The sequence below is a fragment of the Saccharomonospora xinjiangensis XJ-54 genome (assembly GCF_000258175.1).
Lineage (GTDB): Bacteria > Actinomycetota > Actinomycetes > Mycobacteriales > Pseudonocardiaceae > Saccharomonospora > Saccharomonospora xinjiangensis.
Genome location: NZ_JH636049.1, coordinates 2,274,271 through 2,292,775, shown reverse-complemented (window position 1 = coordinate 2,292,775; position 18,505 = coordinate 2,274,271). Strand labels below are relative to the sequence as shown.

The 18,505-nt window shown below is 67.3% G+C and carries 17 protein-coding genes; 8 read left to right on the top strand and 9 right to left on the bottom strand.

What is annotated here, in order from left to right; translation table 11 throughout:
- Positions 1 to 56 precede the first annotated feature (56 nt).
- Positions 57 to 1,175, top strand: a complete 1,119-nt coding sequence (locus SACXIDRAFT_RS10000) for a DMT family transporter (RefSeq protein ID WP_006238438.1) — start codon at positions 57 to 59, stop codon at positions 1,173 to 1,175.
- On the opposite strand, the gene SACXIDRAFT_RS09995 is transcribed toward SACXIDRAFT_RS10000, so the two are convergent.
- On the bottom strand, positions 1,165 to 2,184 hold the full coding sequence (locus SACXIDRAFT_RS09995; protein ID WP_006238437.1) for an NADP-dependent oxidoreductase: 1,020 nt from the start codon (positions 2,182 to 2,184) through the stop codon (positions 1,165 to 1,167). The two genes, SACXIDRAFT_RS10000 and SACXIDRAFT_RS09995, sit on opposite strands and share 11 nt — an antisense overlap.
- 103 nt (positions 2,185 to 2,287) lie before the next feature.
- Between SACXIDRAFT_RS09995 and SACXIDRAFT_RS09990 the strand changes: the two genes are divergently transcribed.
- Positions 2,288 to 5,059, top strand: a complete 2,772-nt coding sequence (locus SACXIDRAFT_RS09990) for an AfsR/SARP family transcriptional regulator (protein ID WP_006238436.1) — start codon at positions 2,288 to 2,290, stop codon at positions 5,057 to 5,059.
- A gap of 1 nt (position 5,060) precedes the next feature.
- Here the strand turns inward: SACXIDRAFT_RS09990 and SACXIDRAFT_RS09985 are convergent, their stop codons facing one another.
- The 4 genes from SACXIDRAFT_RS09985 to SACXIDRAFT_RS09970 are packed head-to-tail and all read right to left on the bottom strand — an operon-like array spanning position 5,061 to position 8,949.
- Positions 5,061 to 6,245 (bottom strand): DUF418 domain-containing protein, encoded by a 1,185-nt coding sequence (locus tag SACXIDRAFT_RS09985; protein WP_006238435.1) that lies wholly within the window; start codon positions 6,243 to 6,245, stop codon positions 5,061 to 5,063.
- A gap of 42 nt (positions 6,246 to 6,287) precedes the next feature.
- Entirely contained in the window at positions 6,288 to 6,971 is a 684-nt protein-coding gene (locus SACXIDRAFT_RS09980; RefSeq protein ID WP_006238434.1) for a response regulator transcription factor, read from the bottom strand.
- Positions 6,968 to 8,143: a histidine kinase gene (locus SACXIDRAFT_RS09975; protein WP_232285284.1), complete on the bottom strand. Its 1,176-nt coding sequence runs from the start codon at positions 8,141 to 8,143 to the stop codon at positions 6,968 to 6,970. Before SACXIDRAFT_RS09975 ends, SACXIDRAFT_RS09980 begins: the two co-directional genes overlap by 4 nt.
- Positions 8,144 to 8,160: 17 nt before the next feature.
- Complete coding sequence (locus SACXIDRAFT_RS09970) at positions 8,161 to 8,949, bottom strand: MerR family transcriptional regulator (RefSeq protein ID WP_006238432.1); 789 nt, start codon at positions 8,947 to 8,949, stop codon at positions 8,161 to 8,163.
- 100 nt (positions 8,950 to 9,049) lie between these two features.
- Between SACXIDRAFT_RS09970 and SACXIDRAFT_RS09965 the strand changes: the two genes are divergently transcribed.
- On the top strand, positions 9,050 to 11,338 hold the full coding sequence (locus SACXIDRAFT_RS09965) for an ATP-binding cassette domain-containing protein (RefSeq protein WP_006238431.1): 2,289 nt from the start codon (positions 9,050 to 9,052) through the stop codon (positions 11,336 to 11,338).
- Positions 11,339 to 12,142: 804 nt separating this feature from the next.
- Here the strand turns inward: SACXIDRAFT_RS09965 and SACXIDRAFT_RS22380 are convergent.
- Positions 12,143 to 12,799, bottom strand: coding sequence for a transposase family protein (locus tag SACXIDRAFT_RS22380; RefSeq protein ID WP_198284311.1), 657 nt, complete (start codon positions 12,797 to 12,799; stop codon positions 12,143 to 12,145).
- A 273-nt stretch (positions 12,800 to 13,072) separates the two neighbouring features.
- On the opposite strand from SACXIDRAFT_RS22380, the gene SACXIDRAFT_RS09950 reads away from it, so the two are divergent.
- The 3 genes from SACXIDRAFT_RS09950 (at position 13,073) to SACXIDRAFT_RS09940 (ending at position 15,008) form a co-directional block, all read left to right on the top strand.
- Positions 13,073 to 13,768, top strand: coding sequence for a hypothetical protein (locus tag SACXIDRAFT_RS09950; RefSeq protein WP_157599657.1), 696 nt, complete (start codon positions 13,073 to 13,075; stop codon positions 13,766 to 13,768).
- An 87-nt stretch (positions 13,769 to 13,855) separates the two neighbouring features.
- Positions 13,856 to 14,389 carry a DUF2020 domain-containing protein gene (locus SACXIDRAFT_RS09945; protein WP_040922575.1) on the top strand — a complete coding sequence of 178 codons (534 nt, stop codon included), beginning with the start codon at positions 13,856 to 13,858 and terminating at the stop codon, positions 14,387 to 14,389.
- Between the two features lie 175 nt (positions 14,390 to 14,564).
- On the top strand, positions 14,565 to 15,008 hold the full coding sequence (locus SACXIDRAFT_RS09940; protein WP_006238426.1) for a DUF6918 family protein: 444 nt from the start codon (positions 14,565 to 14,567) through the stop codon (positions 15,006 to 15,008).
- An 86-nt stretch (positions 15,009 to 15,094) separates the two neighbouring features.
- On the opposite strand, the gene SACXIDRAFT_RS09935 is transcribed toward SACXIDRAFT_RS09940, so the two are convergent.
- A complete protein-coding gene (locus tag SACXIDRAFT_RS09935; RefSeq protein ID WP_006238425.1) occupies positions 15,095 to 15,772 on the bottom strand; it encodes a hypothetical protein in 678 nt (225 codons plus the stop codon).
- Between the two features lie 91 nt (positions 15,773 to 15,863).
- Here SACXIDRAFT_RS09935 and SACXIDRAFT_RS09930 point away from each other — a divergent pair, with 91 nt between their 5' ends.
- Both SACXIDRAFT_RS09930 and SACXIDRAFT_RS09925 read left to right on the top strand, forming a co-directional pair.
- Positions 15,864 to 16,421 (top strand): peptidylprolyl isomerase, encoded by a 558-nt coding sequence (locus tag SACXIDRAFT_RS09930; protein WP_006238424.1) that lies wholly within the window; start codon positions 15,864 to 15,866, stop codon positions 16,419 to 16,421.
- 137 nt (positions 16,422 to 16,558) lie between these two features.
- Positions 16,559 to 17,512 carry a rhomboid family intramembrane serine protease gene (locus SACXIDRAFT_RS09925; RefSeq protein ID WP_006238423.1) on the top strand — a complete coding sequence of 318 codons (954 nt, stop codon included), beginning with the start codon at positions 16,559 to 16,561 and terminating at the stop codon, positions 17,510 to 17,512.
- Here SACXIDRAFT_RS09925 and SACXIDRAFT_RS09920 read toward each other — a convergent pair.
- Both SACXIDRAFT_RS09920 and crgA read right to left on the bottom strand, forming a co-directional pair.
- Complete coding sequence (locus SACXIDRAFT_RS09920; protein ID WP_006238422.1) at positions 17,488 to 17,919, bottom strand: PH domain-containing protein; 432 nt, start codon at positions 17,917 to 17,919, stop codon at positions 17,488 to 17,490. The two genes, SACXIDRAFT_RS09925 and SACXIDRAFT_RS09920, sit on opposite strands and share 25 nt — an antisense overlap.
- A 47-nt stretch (positions 17,920 to 17,966) precedes the next feature.
- Positions 17,967 to 18,233: a cell division protein CrgA gene (gene crgA, locus SACXIDRAFT_RS09915; RefSeq protein WP_006238421.1), complete on the bottom strand. Its 267-nt coding sequence runs from the start codon at positions 18,231 to 18,233 to the stop codon at positions 17,967 to 17,969.
- Between the last annotated feature and the right edge of the window lie 272 nt (positions 18,234 to 18,505).

The following is an 18,505-nucleotide window of genomic DNA, read 5'->3' as shown; positions in this document are numbered from 1 at the left end:
AGCCAACCGGCGGGCTCCCCACGGGTTCGACGACCGAAGATCTGCACGGAAGGACGGTGGGCGAGCTCCACGTCCGGATTCCGCCGGTTCTCGTGTGCTGGGGCGGGTTCACTGTCATCGTGGTGGCTCATCGGGATTTCCCGTCGGATTCTGCGTCGCCGGAGGTCGCGACCGTCGGACGGCAAAGGGGTGGGCAGTTCGGCGTGGCGGTGCAGTTCGTGCTGCTCGCCGTGACCTGGGGGTCGAGCTTCCTGCTGATCAAGCTCGGCCTCGCGGGTCTTTCACCGATGCAGGTGGTGTGGGCTCGGCTGGTGTTCGGCGCGCTGGCGCTCGGCTCGGTGGTGCTGTTCACACGACAGCCGGTGCCTCGCGAGCCGGTGGTGTGGGCCCATCTGACCGTGGTGGCGATGCTGCTGTGTGTCGTGCCGTTCACGCTGTTCGCGTGGGCTGAGCTGCACATCTCCTCGGGGATGGCGAGTATCTGGAACGCGACGACGCCCCTCACCACCGTGGCGTTCACAGCGGTGGCGCTGCGCAGCGAGCGGCTGACGAAGGCCCGCGCCGCCGGGTTGGCGCTCGGGTTCGCGGGTGTGCTGTTGCTGATCGCACCGATGGTCGTGGGCACGAGCCACGACCTGCTGGGCAATCTCGCCTGCCTCGGTGCGACGGCCTGCTACGGGGCCGCCTTCTGTTACCTGCGTGCCTTCGTGGCCCACCGTGATCTTCCTGCGGTCTCTGTGGCTTTCGTGCAGGTCGCGAGCGGCGCGGCGGTCATGGTGCTCGCAACGCCCGTGGTCGCCGGTGGCGCCATGAATCTCACTCCCACCGTGGTGGTCAGCATGGTGGTGCTCGGCGCTGTCGGCACAGGTCTCGCCTACATCTGGAACACCAACGTGGTCAGGTCGTGGGGAGCCACCCGGGGTGCTTCCGTCACCTACGCCACCCCGGTCGTCGGTGTCGCGCTCGGTGTCGTGCTGCTCGACGAGTCGCTCACCTGGAATCAGCCGGTGGGTGCGGCTCTCGTCGTCGCGGGCATCGTGGTGGCAGGCAGGCGCATTCCACGGGCGGTTTCCGCCGTCGTGAAAGCCCCGAACGAGCCGGAACCCCCGCCGTCGCAGGACGCGCCAGGGGCGCGACCGCGCCGACGGGGCGGACGTCCGGAACTCAGGCGGTGAGGCGGATGAGCATCTTGCCGGTGTTGGCTCCGCGCAGAAGCCCGAGCAGCGCCGACGGGGCGTTCTCAAGGCCGTCCACGATCGTCTCCTCGGTGACCAGCGAGCCGTCGGCCAGCAGCGGAGCCGCTGTCTCGATGTACTCGGGGAAGCGGTCGAAGTGGTCGCTGATGACGAGCCCGCGCAGAGTGAGCCGCTTGGTCTGCGCCGTGGGAAGGTTGCGCGGTGCGGGTGAGGGTTCGGTGGCGTTGTAGGTGCTGATCATGCCGACCATGGCCACCTTGCCGTGGTCGTTCAGCGACTCGATGGCGGCTTCGAGGTGATCGCCGCCCACGTTGTCGATGTAGACGTCGATGCCCTCAGGTGCGAGTTCGGCCAGCTGCTCGGCGACGGAGCCCGCACGGTAGTCGATGGCGGCGTCGAACCCGAAGGTCTCGGTCAGCTTTCTCGTCTTCTCAGGACCACCCGCCGACCCGATCACCCTGGCCGCGTTGAATTTGCGGGCGAGTTGCCCTGCCACACTGCCGACCGCACCCGCCGCTGCCGAGACGAAGACGACGTCGCCCTCGCGCACCGGCGCGATCTCGGTGACCGCGAGGTAGGCCGTGAGCCCGGTCGTGCCCAGCGCACCGAGGTAGTCCTGGGGGCGCACGTTCTCGACGTCGATCACCTCGACGTGCGCGGCGTCGAGAACGGCGTACTCGCGCCATCCCGCGAAGTGAGACACAGCGGCACCGACCGGGATCGTGTCGGCCTCGGAGGCGACCACCTCACCGATCGCGCTTCCTTCCAGCGGCGCGCCGACCTCGAAGGGCGGGATGTAGGACTCGCCCGCGTTCATCCGGGTCCGCATGTACGGATCGACGGACATCCAGGTGTTGCGGACCAGGATCTGGCCGGCTCCTGGCTCCGGCACCTGGGTTTCGACGAGGGCGAAGGTGCCCTCATCGGGTTCGCCGAAAGGCCGGGAGGCGAGGCGGATCTCGCGGCTGGTGATCGTCGTGGTGCTCATGGCGCGTCCTCTCGGTGCTCGTTCGTGGTGCTACGTGCAGTCTGGAAGCGCGCTCTCCAGGTCTTCTTCGGATTCTCTCCCGGCCCGTCAGTAGGCTCATCCGGTGCGGTTCGGGGTGTTGGGTCCGCTGGCGGTGTGGACGGAAGACGGAACCCCTGTGCGGATTCCGGAACTGAAGGTCAGGGCGCTGCTGGCGAGACTTGTGGTTGCGGAGGGTCGCATCGTCTCGTCCGACCGGCTGGTCGAACAGCTGTGGGGACACGGTCGCCTTCCACGCAACCCGATCGGCGCGCTGCACACCCGGGTGTCCCAGCTGCGTAAGGTGCTGGATTCGGTGCGACCTGGTGGCCGCGAACTCGTGGTGTCGGAGCGGCCCGGCTACCGTCTGCGCTGGTCCACCGCAATGGGCGTGGAAGGGTCATCGTCCATAGAGGACACTGTGGACGCGATCGAATTCCGGGCGTTGACGGCCTCCGCCGATGCGACGGCCGATGCGCGCGAGCGCGTCACCACGCTGTCGCGGGCGCTCGGACTGTGGCGAGGGCCCGCGTATGCCGACTTCGCGGACTGCGCCTTCGCGAAACCGGCTGCGGCCAGGCTTGAGGAAGAGCGGCTGGCCGCGGTGGAACAGCTCGCCGAGGCCCGGCTCGAACTCGGAGAGCACAGCGGACTCGTCGGCGAGCTTTCGGAGCTGGTGAACCGCCACCCGCTGCGCGAACGGCTCCGGGAATCCCACATCCGCGCGCTGTACCTGGCTGGACGGCAGGGCGAGGCGCTCGCAGGTTATGCCGATCTGCGTCGGCGGCTTGCCGACGAACTGGGTGTCGATCCCAGCCCTTCACTGGTCGCCCTGCACGGCGCGATCCTCGCTCAGGCTCCCGAACTGGGTGCGGCGAGCGAAACCGGGTACGAACGAGACCGTGTGCGGCTGCCCTCGGCCGCGACGAGGCTGGTCGGCAGGGCTGAGGCCGTCGCGCGGGTGAGGTCGCTCGTGTCCGCTCACCGGCTTGTCACGCTGACGGGGCCGGGAGGCGTCGGCAAGACGCAACTGGCCATCGAGGTGGCACGTGGTCTCGACGGCACGTTCGCCGACGGTGTGGCCCTGGTGGAGCTGTCGGGTATCGACACGGCATCGGCGGCGGGTACGTCGAGCCCGCAGCGGATCGTGGATGTGCTCGCCTCGGCACTCGACATCCGTGACGAGGACGTGCGGCGGTTCCGCGGAGACGATGTGACGCGACTCGCCGCCGCGGTGCGGTCGAGGCGCATGCTGCTGCTTCTCGACAACTGCGAGCACGTGATCGAACCGATTGCCCTCGTGGTCAGAAGGCTCCTCGACGACTGCCCTGACCTGAGCATTCTGTCCACTAGCAGGGAACCTCTCTCGATTGCGGGGGAATGGCTGTGGCCGGTACCCACACTGGACGTTCCAGCTCAGGACGCCGATCTGGCTACGATCCTGGCCTCCGGCTCGGTGACATTGTTCGCCGACCGGGCCGCCGCCGCTGTGCCGGGCTTTCGCGTCGATGCGCCCAACGCGGTGGCCGTGGCCGCCATCTGCCGACGTCTGGACGGCATCCCACTCGCCATCGAACTCGCGGCGAGCAGGCTTCGGGTGCTGGACGTGCACGACCTTGCCGCGCGGCTGGACGACCGGTTTGGGCTGCTCGTGTCGTCGCGGCGGGACGCTCCTGCCCGGCACAGGACGCTACGGGCGATGATCGACTGGAGTTGGGAGCTGCTCGGCGAACCCGAGCGGGCGCTGCTGCGCAGACTGGGCGTGCACACCGACGGCTTCACCCTCGCCGCGGCCGAGGCCGTCGCGCGCCGGAAGCCAGCCGGGTCCGGCGAGGCTGGTGAGCCGACCACTCTCGACCTGCTGTCCCGGCTCGTGGACCGCTCACTCGTGGTGGTATCCGGGAACCCAGGGAACCCAGGGGACCCGGCGAACACAGAGGGACCCAGGTACGCGCTGCTTGAGTCGGTGCGCGAGTACTGCGTCGAGCAGTCGAGGATCACGGACGAGTACGACGAACTCCGCACCCGGCATCTCCACCACTATGTGGGGCTGGTCGAGCGGGCGAGGCCGTTGCTGTATGGCGCGGAGCAACTACGGGGGCTGGGGCGGCTCGACCGGAACCTCTCGAACATCCGGACCGCGCTGGACACGGCGGTGCGGGTCGCCGACGTGGAACAGGCGACGCGGCTCGTCGATGCGCTGACGTGGTACTGCGTCCTGCGTGGATGCCTGAACGAGGCGGGCAGGGCGCTGGACGCGGTGCTCGCCCTGAACCCCGATCCCCGCCTCGTCGCGTGGCGGGCCGGTATCGCGTTCCTGATGGGCGACGGCACGACAGCGCTCGCGCGCAGGGCTCGCTCGGCTCACGACGAGATCACCGCAACGGCGGAGCGGGCGAGGGCACGGTGGTTCCTCGCGCATGCGCAGCGAGGTGGCGGTCTCACCACGGCGGCCGACCTCGCCGAACGCACTCTCGACGAGTTCGGCGAGGTCGGCGACCACTGGGGCATCGCGGCGGCGCTGAACCTGCGAGCGGAGATCGAGCGGGAGAGGGCCGATCTCGAAGCCGCTCACCGGGACGCCACATCGGCCTGGCACCTCTTCAGGGAGGTGGGCGACCGGTGGGGGCAGATACAGGCGACCAGCACGCTCGCCGAACTCGCCGAGACCGAGGGTGACTTCGAGCGCGCAGCCGGACTGCACAGCGAGGGGCTGCGCATGGCGGGTGAACTGTCCCGGCAGAGGCCGAACGGCGTCGTGGCGTTCGGGCCGCGTGCGCACGGTCACCCCGAACCGGCCCCGTGGCTCACCCTCCCGGCTCAGTCCGTCCCCAATGGACTGATCAGGGAGGACTGACCTATACCGGCTCGCCCACCTTCTTCGGCCCTCCCGTGTAGAGGCGGTGCAGAAGCAGTTCGAGCGGGCCACGGGAGAAGGCGCGCAGCCACAGCGCCGCCAGTGTCATGAGCAGCGCGCTCACGAAGGCCCACGCGGCCAGTACCCACCACGGCCTCGCGTCGGCGAGCAGTGTCGCAAGGCCAAGGCCCCAGCCGTAGCAGAGGGCACCGGCCACGAGGTTCTGAAGGACGTAGCACGACATAGCCGCGCGGCCCGTGGCGATCAGCCCGCGCCGCAGCACCCCGCCGCGCGTCCTCGCCGCGAACTCCACAACGGCGGCAAGAAGTCCGAACGCGACGATCGGGGGAACGATGTAGCGATCGACGAAGAACCAGTCCGGCCCTGCGAACGCCGTGACCAGGTTCAACGGCACACCGGCACCGAGGCCGAGAATCAGAAGGCGGCGCCGCACCCGCGACCCACGTTCCGAGTCCTCGAACGCGCCAGCGCGCAACACCTCGATACCCGCGAGGAACAACACCGTGGACAGGGGAACGATCAGCAGGATCTCCAGCCGGAAGAACCCGGCCAGCTCGATGCGGGTCCGCACCTGGTCGAGCCAGCTCGCGGAGCTGTAGGCCGCGATGGCTGTGTACTCGGCGTCTCTCGTGCTCGCGGTTCCGTCGGCAGCACCGGAAAACGCGCCCGACAGCGAGGCAGCGGTGAGCAGCCCGACAAACGTGACGTGGACGGCGGCCGCCACCGCGAGCCACGTGCGGCGAACCCGGTCGCTGCGGCTCACGAGGAAGGCCACGTGCACCGAGACCAGCGCGTACCCGGTCAGCACGTCGAACTCGAAGATCAGCAGGTAGTGGAGGGCGCCTTCCAGCAGCAGCAAGGTCGCGCGCCATAGGTATCGGCCCGGCCAGCGAAGACCCCTGCGCACCGCGGAGCGGTACTGGAGTTCCAGCCCGACGCCGAAGAGGATCGACAGCAGCGCGAGGAACTTGCCGTTCGACAGCGTCAGCAGCAGCGTCTCGACGGCACCTCTCTCGACGTCGAGGGCGAGCCACCCCAGCGCGCCTGCCGGATCGGTGAAGATCCAGACGTTGGTGGCGAACGTGCCAAGGATGGCGATTCCCCTTGCCAGGTCGAGCGCGTCGATCCGGCCGTGCCGTGCCGTGGTGTTCCGTCCGTTACTCACAGTCCGGGCAGGCTACGGGCGCATCCTTCGACGCGGCTCCACTCACGGGTGGAGATCCGGGTGGAGATCGTCCGCAGCACCGACAGCGCCGCACGCGAGCCCAGCGTCGTAGGCGTAGCGGACGGCGTCGGCGCGGTTGCGCGCACCGATCTTGGCGAAGGCATTGTTGATGTGGGTCTTCACGGTGGTCTCCGCGACGTAGAGCTTGCGTGCGATGTCGCGATTGGACAGACCGGCTCCGATCAGTGTGAGCACCTCGCGTTCCCGTGCCGTGAGCGTTTCAGGGCTCACGCCGGGGCGAAAGCGATGCGCGAGAGCCGCGACCAGCCGCTGCGACACCTCCGAGCCGAAGGTGGACTGGCCCGCGACAACGGCGTGCAGCGCGGCGTGGATCTCGGCGCGGCCCGCGTCCTTCGTGAGGTAGCCCCGCGCGCCCGCGGTGAGGGCGGCGTGGATCGAGTCGTCATCCGAGTAGGTGGTGAGCACGAGCACCGCCACCTCGGGATGGCGTGTGCGGACCAGCCTCGTCGCCGCGACGCCGTCGAGCACGGGCATGCGCAGGTCCATGAGGACGACATCACAGGGTTTGCGTTCGAGCACGTCGAGCACGCCGTTCCCGTTCGCGGCCTGCCCGACGACGGTGACGTCTCCCATCAGTTCCAGCAAGGCCACCAGCCCTTCACGGACGAGCTGCTGGTCGTCGGCGACGACGACGCGGATGGTCACCGGGCCTCCAGTGTGGATTCGTGATTATCCGAATTGGGCGAAATGGGCGGAGTGGGCGAGGTGGGGACGACGGCCGTCACCGTCCAGCCGTCGTCGCAGGGACCTGCTTCCAGTGTGCCGCCGCACAGGGCGAGCCGTTCGGCCATTCCCGTGAGGCCGAACCCGGTGCCTGTGGTGCGTTGCGGTGCTGTGGTGACGGGGTTGTGCACCACGACGCCGACGGTCTCACCGGTGTGGTCGAGGGTGATCGTGATCAGCGCACCTGGCGCGTGTCTCGCGGCGTTGGTGAGGGCTTCCCTGACGGTACCGAGCAGCGCCACCGTCGCGGCGGACGGCACGGGCCGCGCAGTGCCCCGGCAGCGCAGCACCACGCTCGCATCGTGATCGCGGCCGAAACGATCGGCAAGTTCCGCGAGTGCCTCATCGAAGGCGGGGACATCGCGGCGCAACGCCGAAACGGCGTCGCGGGCCTCGGTGAGTCCTTCGACGGCGAGCCTGCGACACCGGCGCACCCGCTCCAGCGTCGCGGCGCGGTCGTGCCCTGCTTCGAGTTCGGCTTCGGCGACCTCCAGTTGGACGCGAAGAGCGCCGAGGGAATGCGCGAGCACGTCGTGGATCTCCCTCGCGATGCGGGCACGTTCGTCGAGTGCCGCCGCACGTGCGTGCTCGCTCCTGGCCAGCCGGGTCTGTTCGAGCAACTGCTCGGTCTGCCTGGCTCGGAGTTGGTACTGCCTGCGGTTGGCTCCGATCAACATCATCACCACCACGGTGAGGATCGTGGCGGCGAGCAGTTCGGGGCCCGCACCGGTGAGGAGGACCGCAACCGAGGTGATGGCGAGGTTGGCCGCACCCACTGACATGATCGTGCCGGTGGAGGGCGTCGGGTGGGAGGCGTAGACGCCGAGCGCCGCAGCCGACAGCACGAACACCGCCAGTTCGCCGGACACGAGTGCCACCGATGCGAGCAGCGAGCACAGCGCGAGCGCGTTCGCCGCGGCGCGAGGTCTGCGCGGTGAGAGCACGACGAACGACAGCCAGCACAGCAGGGAACCGGCGAGCGTCGCTCCCAGCCAGAACGGCGGCCCATCGAGCAGGATCGCGCCCAGCGCCCACCCGAACAGCAGCAGCGTCAGCCCTTCGGCGATCCACCACCACCGTCCGTGGTGGTCCATGAACTCAGGCTGTGCCATCACGTCGGGGTGTCCTCATCGGCAGGTCGCAGACCACCGGTCGCGTCCTGCTCCCGTCGTGGCAGGGCCTGCGGGTGTGCCGTCGGGAAGTCTTGTGAGAGGTAGGCGTGGAGCAGGGCCGACGCGTCGAGCAGTGCCGTCGCCCTTCGATCGACCTCGTCGGTGCGTGTGGCGACGGCGGCGAGCAGCGCGTCGGTGCTTCCCGTCCGCCGTAGCGCGTCGAGCACCGGCCCGATCTGGGGCAGCGGGTACCGAACCTGCCTGAGCAGGTGAATCATCTGTGCCTCGCGGACGTCGGCGGGGGAGAAGACGCGGTATCCCGTGCCTTTCTCCCTGCCGGGGCGGAGAAGTCCCACGGACTCCCACACCCGCAGAGCGGACGTGCGCACCCCGAGCCGGCGTGCCACGTCGCCGATGTACAGGCTGGTCTGAGGTAACGGCGGCGGGTCCTGCCGGGCGACGGCCCGAAGCGCCTCGGCTATCTCCTTGAGCGACCGGCGAGCGTCGTGCAGTTCGGCGTGTGCGGCGTCGAGCAGCACGAGTACCTGCCGCGTCTCGCCGTCATTGGCCGCCGCCATGATCTCCAGAGCCGCCTGCCTTCCCGCACCGGCCACCAGCGCGCGGTAGGTCAGCACCGCGTCACGGTGGCGCGGCAGGAACACGCGGTATCCGGTGGACGTGCGCGATGTCGGAGGCAGGATGCCCGCGTCGGCGTAGTTGCGGATCTGCTGCGTGGAGACCCCCGCGGCCCTCGCGAGATCCACGGGCCGCAGAGTGCGCTTTCCCATAACCTCGTGACCCTCCCGTTGAGTTGAAGGTTTGGGCCAATTTTCTTGGCACTTTGCCGCAAAAACTGCCAACATGCATTTCAATGACACACTTTAAGGCATGCGAACTGACAAGATCCGGGTCATCGGTGCGCGCTCCCACAACCTCGCCGACATCGACATCGACGTCCCAAAACACACGCTCACGGTGGTCACCGGAGTGTCCGGTTCGGGCAAGTCGTCGCTCGTCTTCGACACCATCGCCACGGAGGCGCAAAGGCAACTCCACGAGACGCTGCCCGCGTTCGTGCGGGGATTCCTGCCGAGCTACAGCAGGCCCGACGTGGATTTCGTGGAGAACCTCTCGGCCGTCATCGTCGTTGACCAGAAACGCCTCGGTGGTGGCGCACGGTCCACAGTGGGCACTGTCACCGACATCGCGCCGTTGCTCCGCCTGTTGTTCTCCAGGGCAGGTCAGCCGTTCGTCGGCGGCTCGGACGTGTTCTCCTTCAACCTGCCTGCCGGGATGTGTCCCGCGTGCGACGGGATCGGTTCTGTGACCGACGTGAACCTCTCCGCGTTCCTCGACGAGGACCGTTCACTGGCCGAGGGTGCGCTGCTCGCACCCGCGTTCAAGGTGGGTACCTGGCACTGGCAGATCTACGCAGAGAGCGACGAGTTCGATCAAGACAAGCCGATCAGGGAGTACACCGACTCGGAGCGGAACCGCCTGCTGTACGGGCGGTCGGGTTCGGTGGTGGTGCGAATCAAGGGGCAGCAGGTCAATGCCACCTACGAGGGCGCGGTCGTGAAGTTCCGCAGGCTCTACCTCCGGCGTGATCCGTCCGAGATGGGGGAGCGGACAAGGCAGCTGGCCGCGCGGTTCACCGCCACGGTGCCGTGCGGCGATTGCGGCGGCAGCCGGTTGTCCGAGGCCGCGCGGAGTTGCCGGATCGAAGGGCGCGACATCGCCGACGTCTACGCCATGGACGCCACCCGCCTGCACGAGTGGGTGAGCGGGCTCGACCTGCCGAGGGTCCGGCCTGTGCTCGACGCGCTGCGGGCCAGGGTGGGCCACCTCGTGGACATCGGTCTCGGATACCTCAGTCTCGACAGGGCGACGGCGACGTTGTCCGGCGGCGAGAGCCAGCGCATCAAGATCGTGCGGCACCTCGCGAGCACGCTCACCGACCTGCTGTACGTGTTCGACGAGCCGAGCATCGGGCTGCACGCGAGGGATGTGCGCAGGCTTGTCGGACTGCTGTGCCGCCTCCGCGACAACGGCAACACGGTTCTCGTCGTCGAGCACGATCGGGACATCGTCGATGCGGCCGACCATGTGATCGACATGGGGCCCGACGCGGGTACGGGAGGTGGCAGGGTCGTGTTCAGCGGGAGCGTGGCCGATCTCGTCTCGGCAGACACGGTCACGGCGAGGTATCTCAAGACGACCCCGACCGTGCGCTCCCTGCCTCGCACGCCGCAAGGGCGGATCAAGGTGAGCGGTGTCGATGCCCACAACCTGCGTGACGTCGATGTGGACTTCCCCACGGGTGTGCTGACCGTGGTCTCGGGAGTGGCCGGGTCGGGGAAATCGACGCTGGTTCGTGAGGGCCTGTGCCGCACGCACCCTGGCGTGATCATGGTTGATCAGTCGCCGCCGACCACCAACCGGCGCTCGACGGTCACGACCTACACCGGCGTGTCCGGCCCCATCCGTAAGGAGTTCGCGAAAGCGTCCGGGGCGAGTCCCACCCTGTTCAGCGCCAATTCCGAGGGAGCCTGCCCCGCGTGTGGCGGACTCGGCGTGCTCGAAAGCGAGCTGGCCTACCTCGACTCGGTCACCATGCCGTGCGACGACTGCGAGGGCAGGCGGTTCGGCGACGAGGTGCTGGCCCACCGGCTGCGGGGCAGATCGATCAGCGACGTGCTGGAGATGACGATCGGCGAGGCGCTGGAGTTCTTCGCGGGCAACCGTTCCGTTGCAGGGGTCCTCCGCGCCGTAGCGGACGTCGGCCTCTCCTACCTGCGCCTCGGCCAACCGCTCACGACGTTGTCCGGCGGTGAGTGCCAGCGCATCAAACTCGCCGCGCACGTGCGCAAACCCGGAAGCGTCTACGTGCTCGACGAGCCGACGACCGGCTTGCATCCCCGCGATGTCGATCGGCTGCTGGACGTCCTCGACCACCTGGTTGACGAGAGGCGGGCCACGGTCGTGGTCATCGAACACAGCCTCGACGTCATCGCCCACGCGGATCGGGTGATCGACCTCGGTCCCGAAGGGGGCAGCGCGGGAGGCCGGGTGCTGTTCGAGGGAACACCGGCGGAGTTGCTCGGCGCGGAGGGCTCACACACCGCGTCCTGCCTGCGAGAGGCAGTCGGCGCGGCCGCAGGCGTCACAGCAAGTTGATCAGTACCGTCAGCAGTAGTGAGAGCAGGATCGACACCAAGATCATCGTCAGGCAGCCCATCCGCCCGCCGCGGCCTGTGAACTCGGTGTTTCCGATCCGCACGCGTGGGAGTTGCCTGAAAGGCAGGGCCGGAAACGTCCGATCTCGACACTCGGGGCAGCGGGGGCCGAAGGGCGCTCGTAGTGCGAATCTCGCGATTTCGGCCACGCGCGCCACGGTGAATCAGTAGCATCCTCTCGGCTTTGAATTCGTCGAGAGAACGGTGTCAGGTGAACCGGCGCGCGCCCATCCGATTGCCACTCGCACTGCTCGCACTGTCGCTGGCCACCGGCTGTGTCACAACGGTGGACGGTTTTCCCTCGGCTTCCCCGGAATCGGCGGGGAAGAACGACGGACATCAGTCCGGAATGGTTCTGCACCAGGAGCGGGGAAGCGAGGGCCCGTTCCAATTCGGGGGCACTCCCGCTTACGACGCATGCTTGGTGCTTCCGCTCGCCGACATCGTCAGTGCGGGTGTCGTGCTCCGTGAGGACTCAAACGGGCAGCTGGTCAACCGGCACCAGATCGCAGAAGGGGAACACGATCCCGAACAAGGGGGTATGAGCAACAACGGCATGAGTACGTGCTCGTTCCCCACCGACGGCGCAAATCAGCTCAATCTGACGATCTTCCAGCCTCCCTTCGACGACCCCGAGTCGAAGGAGCAGTTCGAGGACATCTACAGCGGAAAAAGCTCGGTGGACGTCACGATCGTGCGCGAGGAGACCATCGCGGGGCAGAAGGTCATCGAGCGTTATTCAGGCTTACCAGCCAAGTCGGTAGAATTCCAATGCGGTGATGACTCGGATGACGTTGGGAAGTTCGGCGAGTCGTCCTCGGTAACCGGTGGCGAGTATTTTCCAGTTCTTGATATGGGCGATGCACCGTTCGACTGCGGCACGCAGTGAGGAGATAGCTTTGTTGTTGGCCTTGTCTCCGATGGAAAGTTCGCCGCCCTTTGGTTTTTTGCGTGGTGTGATCGCGTGAGTTCCTTGGTAGGCGGGGTCGGCGATGATCGGGGCATCGGCCAGAAGAACCTCCCAGTCGCATTCGGTGAACGCTTTGCGGTCATGCATTGCGCCAGGCAGGGGTATCGATATTCCCAACAGGACGCCGTCGGTATCGGCTGCCACCTGGATGTTGAGCCCGGCCCGACGGCGCTTACCGGAGTAGTTGTCCTCGTGACCTGCACGGTTGCCAGTGGGGATGTCGGTGCCGTCGACGAGGACAAGTCGGCCGCGTATCGCTTCTTTGAGGTGGGGAACGTGCAGGCATAACGCCTCTCCGATCAGCGGGAGAATGCGTCGATAGACTCTCGACACTGTCGACTGGCTGACATCGAACAGATCGCCCACGGCCGCCTGGTTCAGGTTCTGCCGAACATAAATCAACGTCAGTAGGACAGCCCGATAGAGTCCCATAGCCGGAGGCCACGATCGCTCGCGACCGCACTGAACGATCTGCCAAATACGGGCAACAAGCTCCTCAACCTGGTCGGCAGAAAGTCCTGTAGTAGAATGGTATCGCAACGGCTCCGCCTGTTAATCGTCTTCTGTGGTAGGAAAACGATCTTACACGGCGGGGCCGTTGTCCTATTTTTAGGCAACCATGCCACCTGAATAACGCTCATCGTCGAGGGAACCGACTGGGGCGGTTGGGAGATCGCCTTCTTCGGCGACGACTACTACGCGATCTTGGTGGTGAAGGTGGACGAGGAGGGAATTCGCGGCTCCTCACCTGAGGAGTTCCGCGATTCTCTCGCCACCACGGTCGCGCAGCGTTTGTCGGAAGGGCCGACTCCGCCCGCGCGATATTCGTACACAGGCGAGTTCGCGTGGGTCCAGCCCGCCTGCACGCTGTACACGGGTGAGGACTTCGAGACCGCGTTCGGCATGCCCGACATCGGCAGGGTCGAGGAGCGCTACAACATTTTCGTGGGCGTCACGACAGGTTCGGTGCAGGGCGGCACCCAGGACAACGAGCCGAGCAGGTCGGTGAGGACGGGGTGCGGGCGGGAGAACGAGCAGGCCGCGAACTCCAACGTCGGGTCCTCGTCGGTGGTGCCACAGGGGCTCGTCGCGAGTTTCGAGCACTTCGAGACCGAGCAGGGCGCCGCGCAGTACAACAACTACAACTGCGACGGGGACAAGAAGTACAACCATCCTTTCGGGCCGCCGCTGAAAGTGCCTGCCGAATTCTCCGACATTGGAGACGGGCATGTGTGCTTCATCAGCCTCGGTGACGTGAATCCTCCCTTCACGTTCAAGGTGAAGCAGACCGTCGTCGAGCTGTCGAGCTGGAACTCTGACACCTACAGCGATATGCGCACCGCGCTCGACGTGCTGGAACAGCCCGCGAGGAACATCGTCGAGCGGCTGGCGAGGCTGTAGCGATGGGGAGCCCGAGGTGGCGGCCGAGCGGTTGAACCCCGTGTGATCGGCGGTGCGGTCGAGCCGGTCTGGTTCACTGTGCGGGTTATGCACAGAAGTCTTGTCGTGATCGGTGTCGCCGTGGCCGCACTCGTGTCGGGATGTGCGGGCGGCGACTCCCCACAGGAGCAGACCACCTCGTCGCCTGCCGCGGCGAAGGCATCCTCGGCGGCGCTGCCACCGGAACCCGAGCCCACGAATGAGGAGCCGTGCCCTTACCTCGACGGCGAGTTCGTGGCACAGACCAACGGGCAAAGGGTGGGCAGTGTCAAGACATCCATGGACGAGCCGCATCCCGCGTGCTTCTTCTACCGGCCTGACGGCGACACTCAGCTCACCGTCCGGGTCTACGTCGGGGAGGTGGACGTGGCGAAGGCGTTGGTCGATGCTGCGGCCCCTGTGGCGACGTCCAACCCCACCGCACAGCCCACCGGTTGGGAAGGCGGCTACGAATCGGGTGACGACGGCGCCGTCTACGCGGTATCGAAGGAGGGAACGGCGGTCATCGTGACCACCAACCAGCAACAGAGTGTGAAAGCCCGGACGGTCGCGATCGAGGCCATCAGCTCGCTCGGGATCTGAGAGTGACGACAGGACACCGCTGCGTGCAGCCCAATTTGATCTTGTATTAGGGTTACGCGCACGCGCAGGCATCAAAATCGGCACGTTCGGGGCACCTCGTTACCCGGAAGCGTGCCGAAGCCGCGAGGCGGCCCTGCGACCGAATCGTGGAATCAGACTGTGAAGGATGAGATCCGTGGCTGACACCCTCAAGGAAATCCTGCTCGACTCCAGCCGTCGCCCGACCGTGGTGGCCGACCTCCAGACTCTGATCGACGAGGAGGTCGCGGCGAAGAGCGGCGTCTCGGGCACGGTCATCAAGACCGGCTACGCGGCCGTCAAGAAGATCAAGCCGGGCATCATCGGTGCCGCCGTCGAGAGCCTGCTCGACGAGTTCGTCGCCGCCCTTGAGCCGATCTACGCCGACTTCAGGGCCAGCGGCGCGAGCGACTTCGGTTCGTACCTGCCCACCCGGCCGGACGCCGCCGACGCTCTTCTCTCGGTGACCGACGCCCGCGCCGAGCGCAGCGACCGGGAGAGCATCAAGAAGGTCTACGGCAAGCTGCGCCCGAAGGGCAAGGAGAACGTCGAGGAGGCTCTGCCTCGCCTCGGCAGGCTGATCGACAAGCACGCTGCCTGATCCGCACGACTCGCGAGAAGACCCCCGGCGGCGCCTGACGGCCACCGGGGGTCTTCCCCTTCGTGAGGTCGCACGAGCGCGCGACGTCAGCTGGACTTGCCTGCCTGAGTGGCCCTGGCGTCGCCGGTGGCCGATTGCTGTCCCGACCGCGTTTCCGTTTCCGCTGCCTTCGAGGAAGCGGGCGACGTCGTTCCGGACGGGGCGGGAGTGTCCGTGCTGCGAGGAGGCACAGGGGCGATCGCAGGCTCCTCGTGCCGTGACCTCATCGCGTACGCGGCGGCGCCTGCCAGCGCGACGAGTCCCAGCAGCCACGGCCACCTGCGCTTGCCGCGCTTGGCCACACCGTGCCTCGACACGGCCTTCGCCTCCGCGATGGCGGCCTTGAACTCCTTCTTCGCCGCGCGGAAATCGCGCTTGGCCTTGCGCCGCGACTGGCCTGCCGCCTTGGCCGCCTTGATCGCGGCCTTCTTCGCCTTACGGCCCGGCACGCGAAGCTCAGCCCGCCGCTGCTCGGCGAGTGCGCGCGCCTCTTTCGCGCTGCGCACGGCTTCGCGCCTGGTCTCCGCCGCCCTGCGAGCGAGTTCCTTGCGGGCGATCTCGGTGCTCTCGCTCAGCCGCTGCTCGGCGATCTGGGTGACCTGTGCTGCCTGTGCCGCCATGTCGGCGCTCACCCTTCCGATCTCAGCGGCGCGCTCCCGCAACGTGCGCGCGCCGTTTCTGGTGGCATCACCTACTGTCTGGGTGGTTCGACCCTTCGAACCCATCGGCCTCACCTCGTCATTCGTTGGTCTGCGTGGCTCGTGCGCCTCTGGCTCATCCTGCCCCTTTCCTGGCGATCTCGCCGTGGATGGCACGATGAATCGCGTGACTGACAGCAACGCAACCCCCAGTGGCGGGAAGCTCAACGCCACTCTGCACACCAACCGAGGCGACATCCACCTCGTGCTTTTCCCCGACCACGCGCCGAAGACGGTCGCGAACTTCACCGGTCTGGCCGAGGGCACGAAGGAGTACACGCAGCCGAACGCCAAGGGTGAGAAGTCCGGACCGTTCTACGACGGCAGCATCTTCCACCGGGTGATCGACGGCTTCATGATCCAGGGCGGCGACCCGACGGGAACCGGCCGAGGCGGCCCCGGCTACAAATTCGGCGACGAGTTCCACCCCGAACTCCAGTTCAACAGGCCGTACCTGCTGGCGATGGCGAACGCGGGCCCCGGAACGAACGGGTCTCAGTTCTTCATCACGGTGGCCCCCACTCCGCACCTGAACTTCAAACACACCATCTTCGGTGAGGTGGCGGACCAGGAGTCGCGGAACGTCGTCGATGCCATCGCCCGCACTGCCACCGGCCCGGCGGACAAGCCGCTCGAGGACGTCGTCATCGAGCGCGTCACCGTCGAACGCGGCTGAGCGGCACTCGACAGCAGGTAGGTTGGTGGTGGGCCACGCGCTCGTCTCTGTCGAGGGCGCGTGGCGAGTCCCACATCGTGAACCGGCCTCGGCCGTGAGCGCAGGAGTGTCGAGAACGCAGGAGTGTCGAGAACACTGTGACCGAACCCCCCAACCCCCCGCCGTTCGGCCGGCCTGCGCAGCAGGCGGCCCTTCCCGGCTGCTGGTGGCACCCGGCACGGCAGACCGGTCTGCGTTGTGTGCGCTGTGATCGGCCTGCGTGCCCGGACTGCCTGCGGGAGGCTTCGGTCGGTCACCAGTGCATCGACTGTGTGACCTCGGCCCGGCAACATCACCGCGCCGCGTCCTCGTCCTACCGGAGGGCGGGCTATGGCGAACGCACGGTGACCGGGGCGTTGATGCCGCGGCGCCCCGTGGTCGTTCCGTTGCTGATCGCGGTGAACGTGGTGGTCTTCGTGCTCACGGCCTTCCAGGCCCGCGATGCGATGAACAATTACAACTCTCCCGTGTTCGCCGAAGGGGTGTTGTGGCCGCAGGCTGTCGTCGCGTTCGACGAGTGGTGGCGGCTGATCACATCGGGGTTCCTGCACTACGGGCTGCTCCATCTCGCCATGAACATGCTGGCGTTGTGGGTCCTCGGACGTGATCTCGAAATGCTGCTCGGCCGGGTCCGTTTCCTTGCCGTCTACTTCGTGTCCATGCTGGGCGGTGGGGCGGCGGTGTTCGCGTTCGGCGCGCCGGAGACGAGCACGGCGGGCGCTTCGGGCGCGATTTACGGACTGATGGGCGCGATGCTGGTCGCGGTGCTGAGGCTGCGGCTGAATCCGACGACGGCTATCGGGATCATCGTCTTGAACCTGATCCTGACCGTGTCGATCCCCAACATCTCGCTGCTCGGGCATCTCGGCGGCCTTGCCGCCGGTGCCGTGGCGATGGTGGCGATGGTGTACGCGCCGGAGAAGAACCGCGCGGTGTATCAGGCCGCAACGGTGGCCTTCGTGGCTGCGGCACTGATCGGTCTCGTCGTCTACCGCGACGCCCGGATCGCGGAGCAGTTGTGTGCGGTCTACCCGGCATTGTGCGGCGCCTGACGGAGCCTGACCAGGTCGTCGTACACGTCACGGGGGTCGGCGCCGAGTTCGACCCAGCCGAACACGGTGAGCCGGTCCTCGGCGTCGATCTCGACGGTGGTGGCGTCGCGGCCGTATCGCTTGGTGGTGGCGAGGCGCACTGAGACGTCGGACCACGGCAGTGACCTGGCGCCACCGAGAGTGCGCACGCGCACACCGACGCTGTCGGCGGCGAGGCGGGGCCGCACGACGGTGCCGTGAAGGGACAGAGCCCCGACCGCGGCGGTCACGACGCCGAGCAGAAGTGTGCCCGGGCGGTCGCCGGAGAGGGCGAACCAGGCGAGCGCGCAGGCTGCGGCCACCGTCAGAGCCCACCCCAAACCCACCAGTCCGGGCTTGGGCGCCCAGGAAGGGGCGGGGTTGTCCACAGGGTTATCCACAGTGGGGATGAATTACGCCGCTGTGTTTTCGCTGGTCAGCGCCATCTCATGGTCATGAGAAGGCCAGTGATCATGAAAGCGAAGCCGATCGCGAAATTCCAGCCACCGAGTTCGGTCATGAAGTCGATCTTGTGGCCGGCGAGGTAGTTCACGACGAGCCAGGCGAGACCGAGCAGCATCAACCCGAACATTACGATCTTGTAGACCGGATGCGAAGGGCCAGCCGCGCGCACCTTGACCGGCGTGCGGCGGTTCGTCGGTGGCGTATACGCCGTCTTCTTCCGGACCTTGGACTTGGGCATCGGAGTCCTCGCGTGCTGTCGGGCAGAATGATCGGCAGTGCGGAACTGCCACTCTCTCCACACGTTAACGTAATCGGGCAGGCGTCAGAACCGGGGAGCGAGCGCCGGTCAGCAGATCGTGATGACCTTGCGCCGCTCGCGAGAGGAGCTCGGTTGTCGAGATACGAGGACCCGGAGACCCGCGAGATCGCCGTGCCCTCGCGTGGCAGGCTGCCAGGCGGCCCGCCCGATCAGGTCGCATCGGCGGGAGCGCGCCACGGCAGGACGGCTCG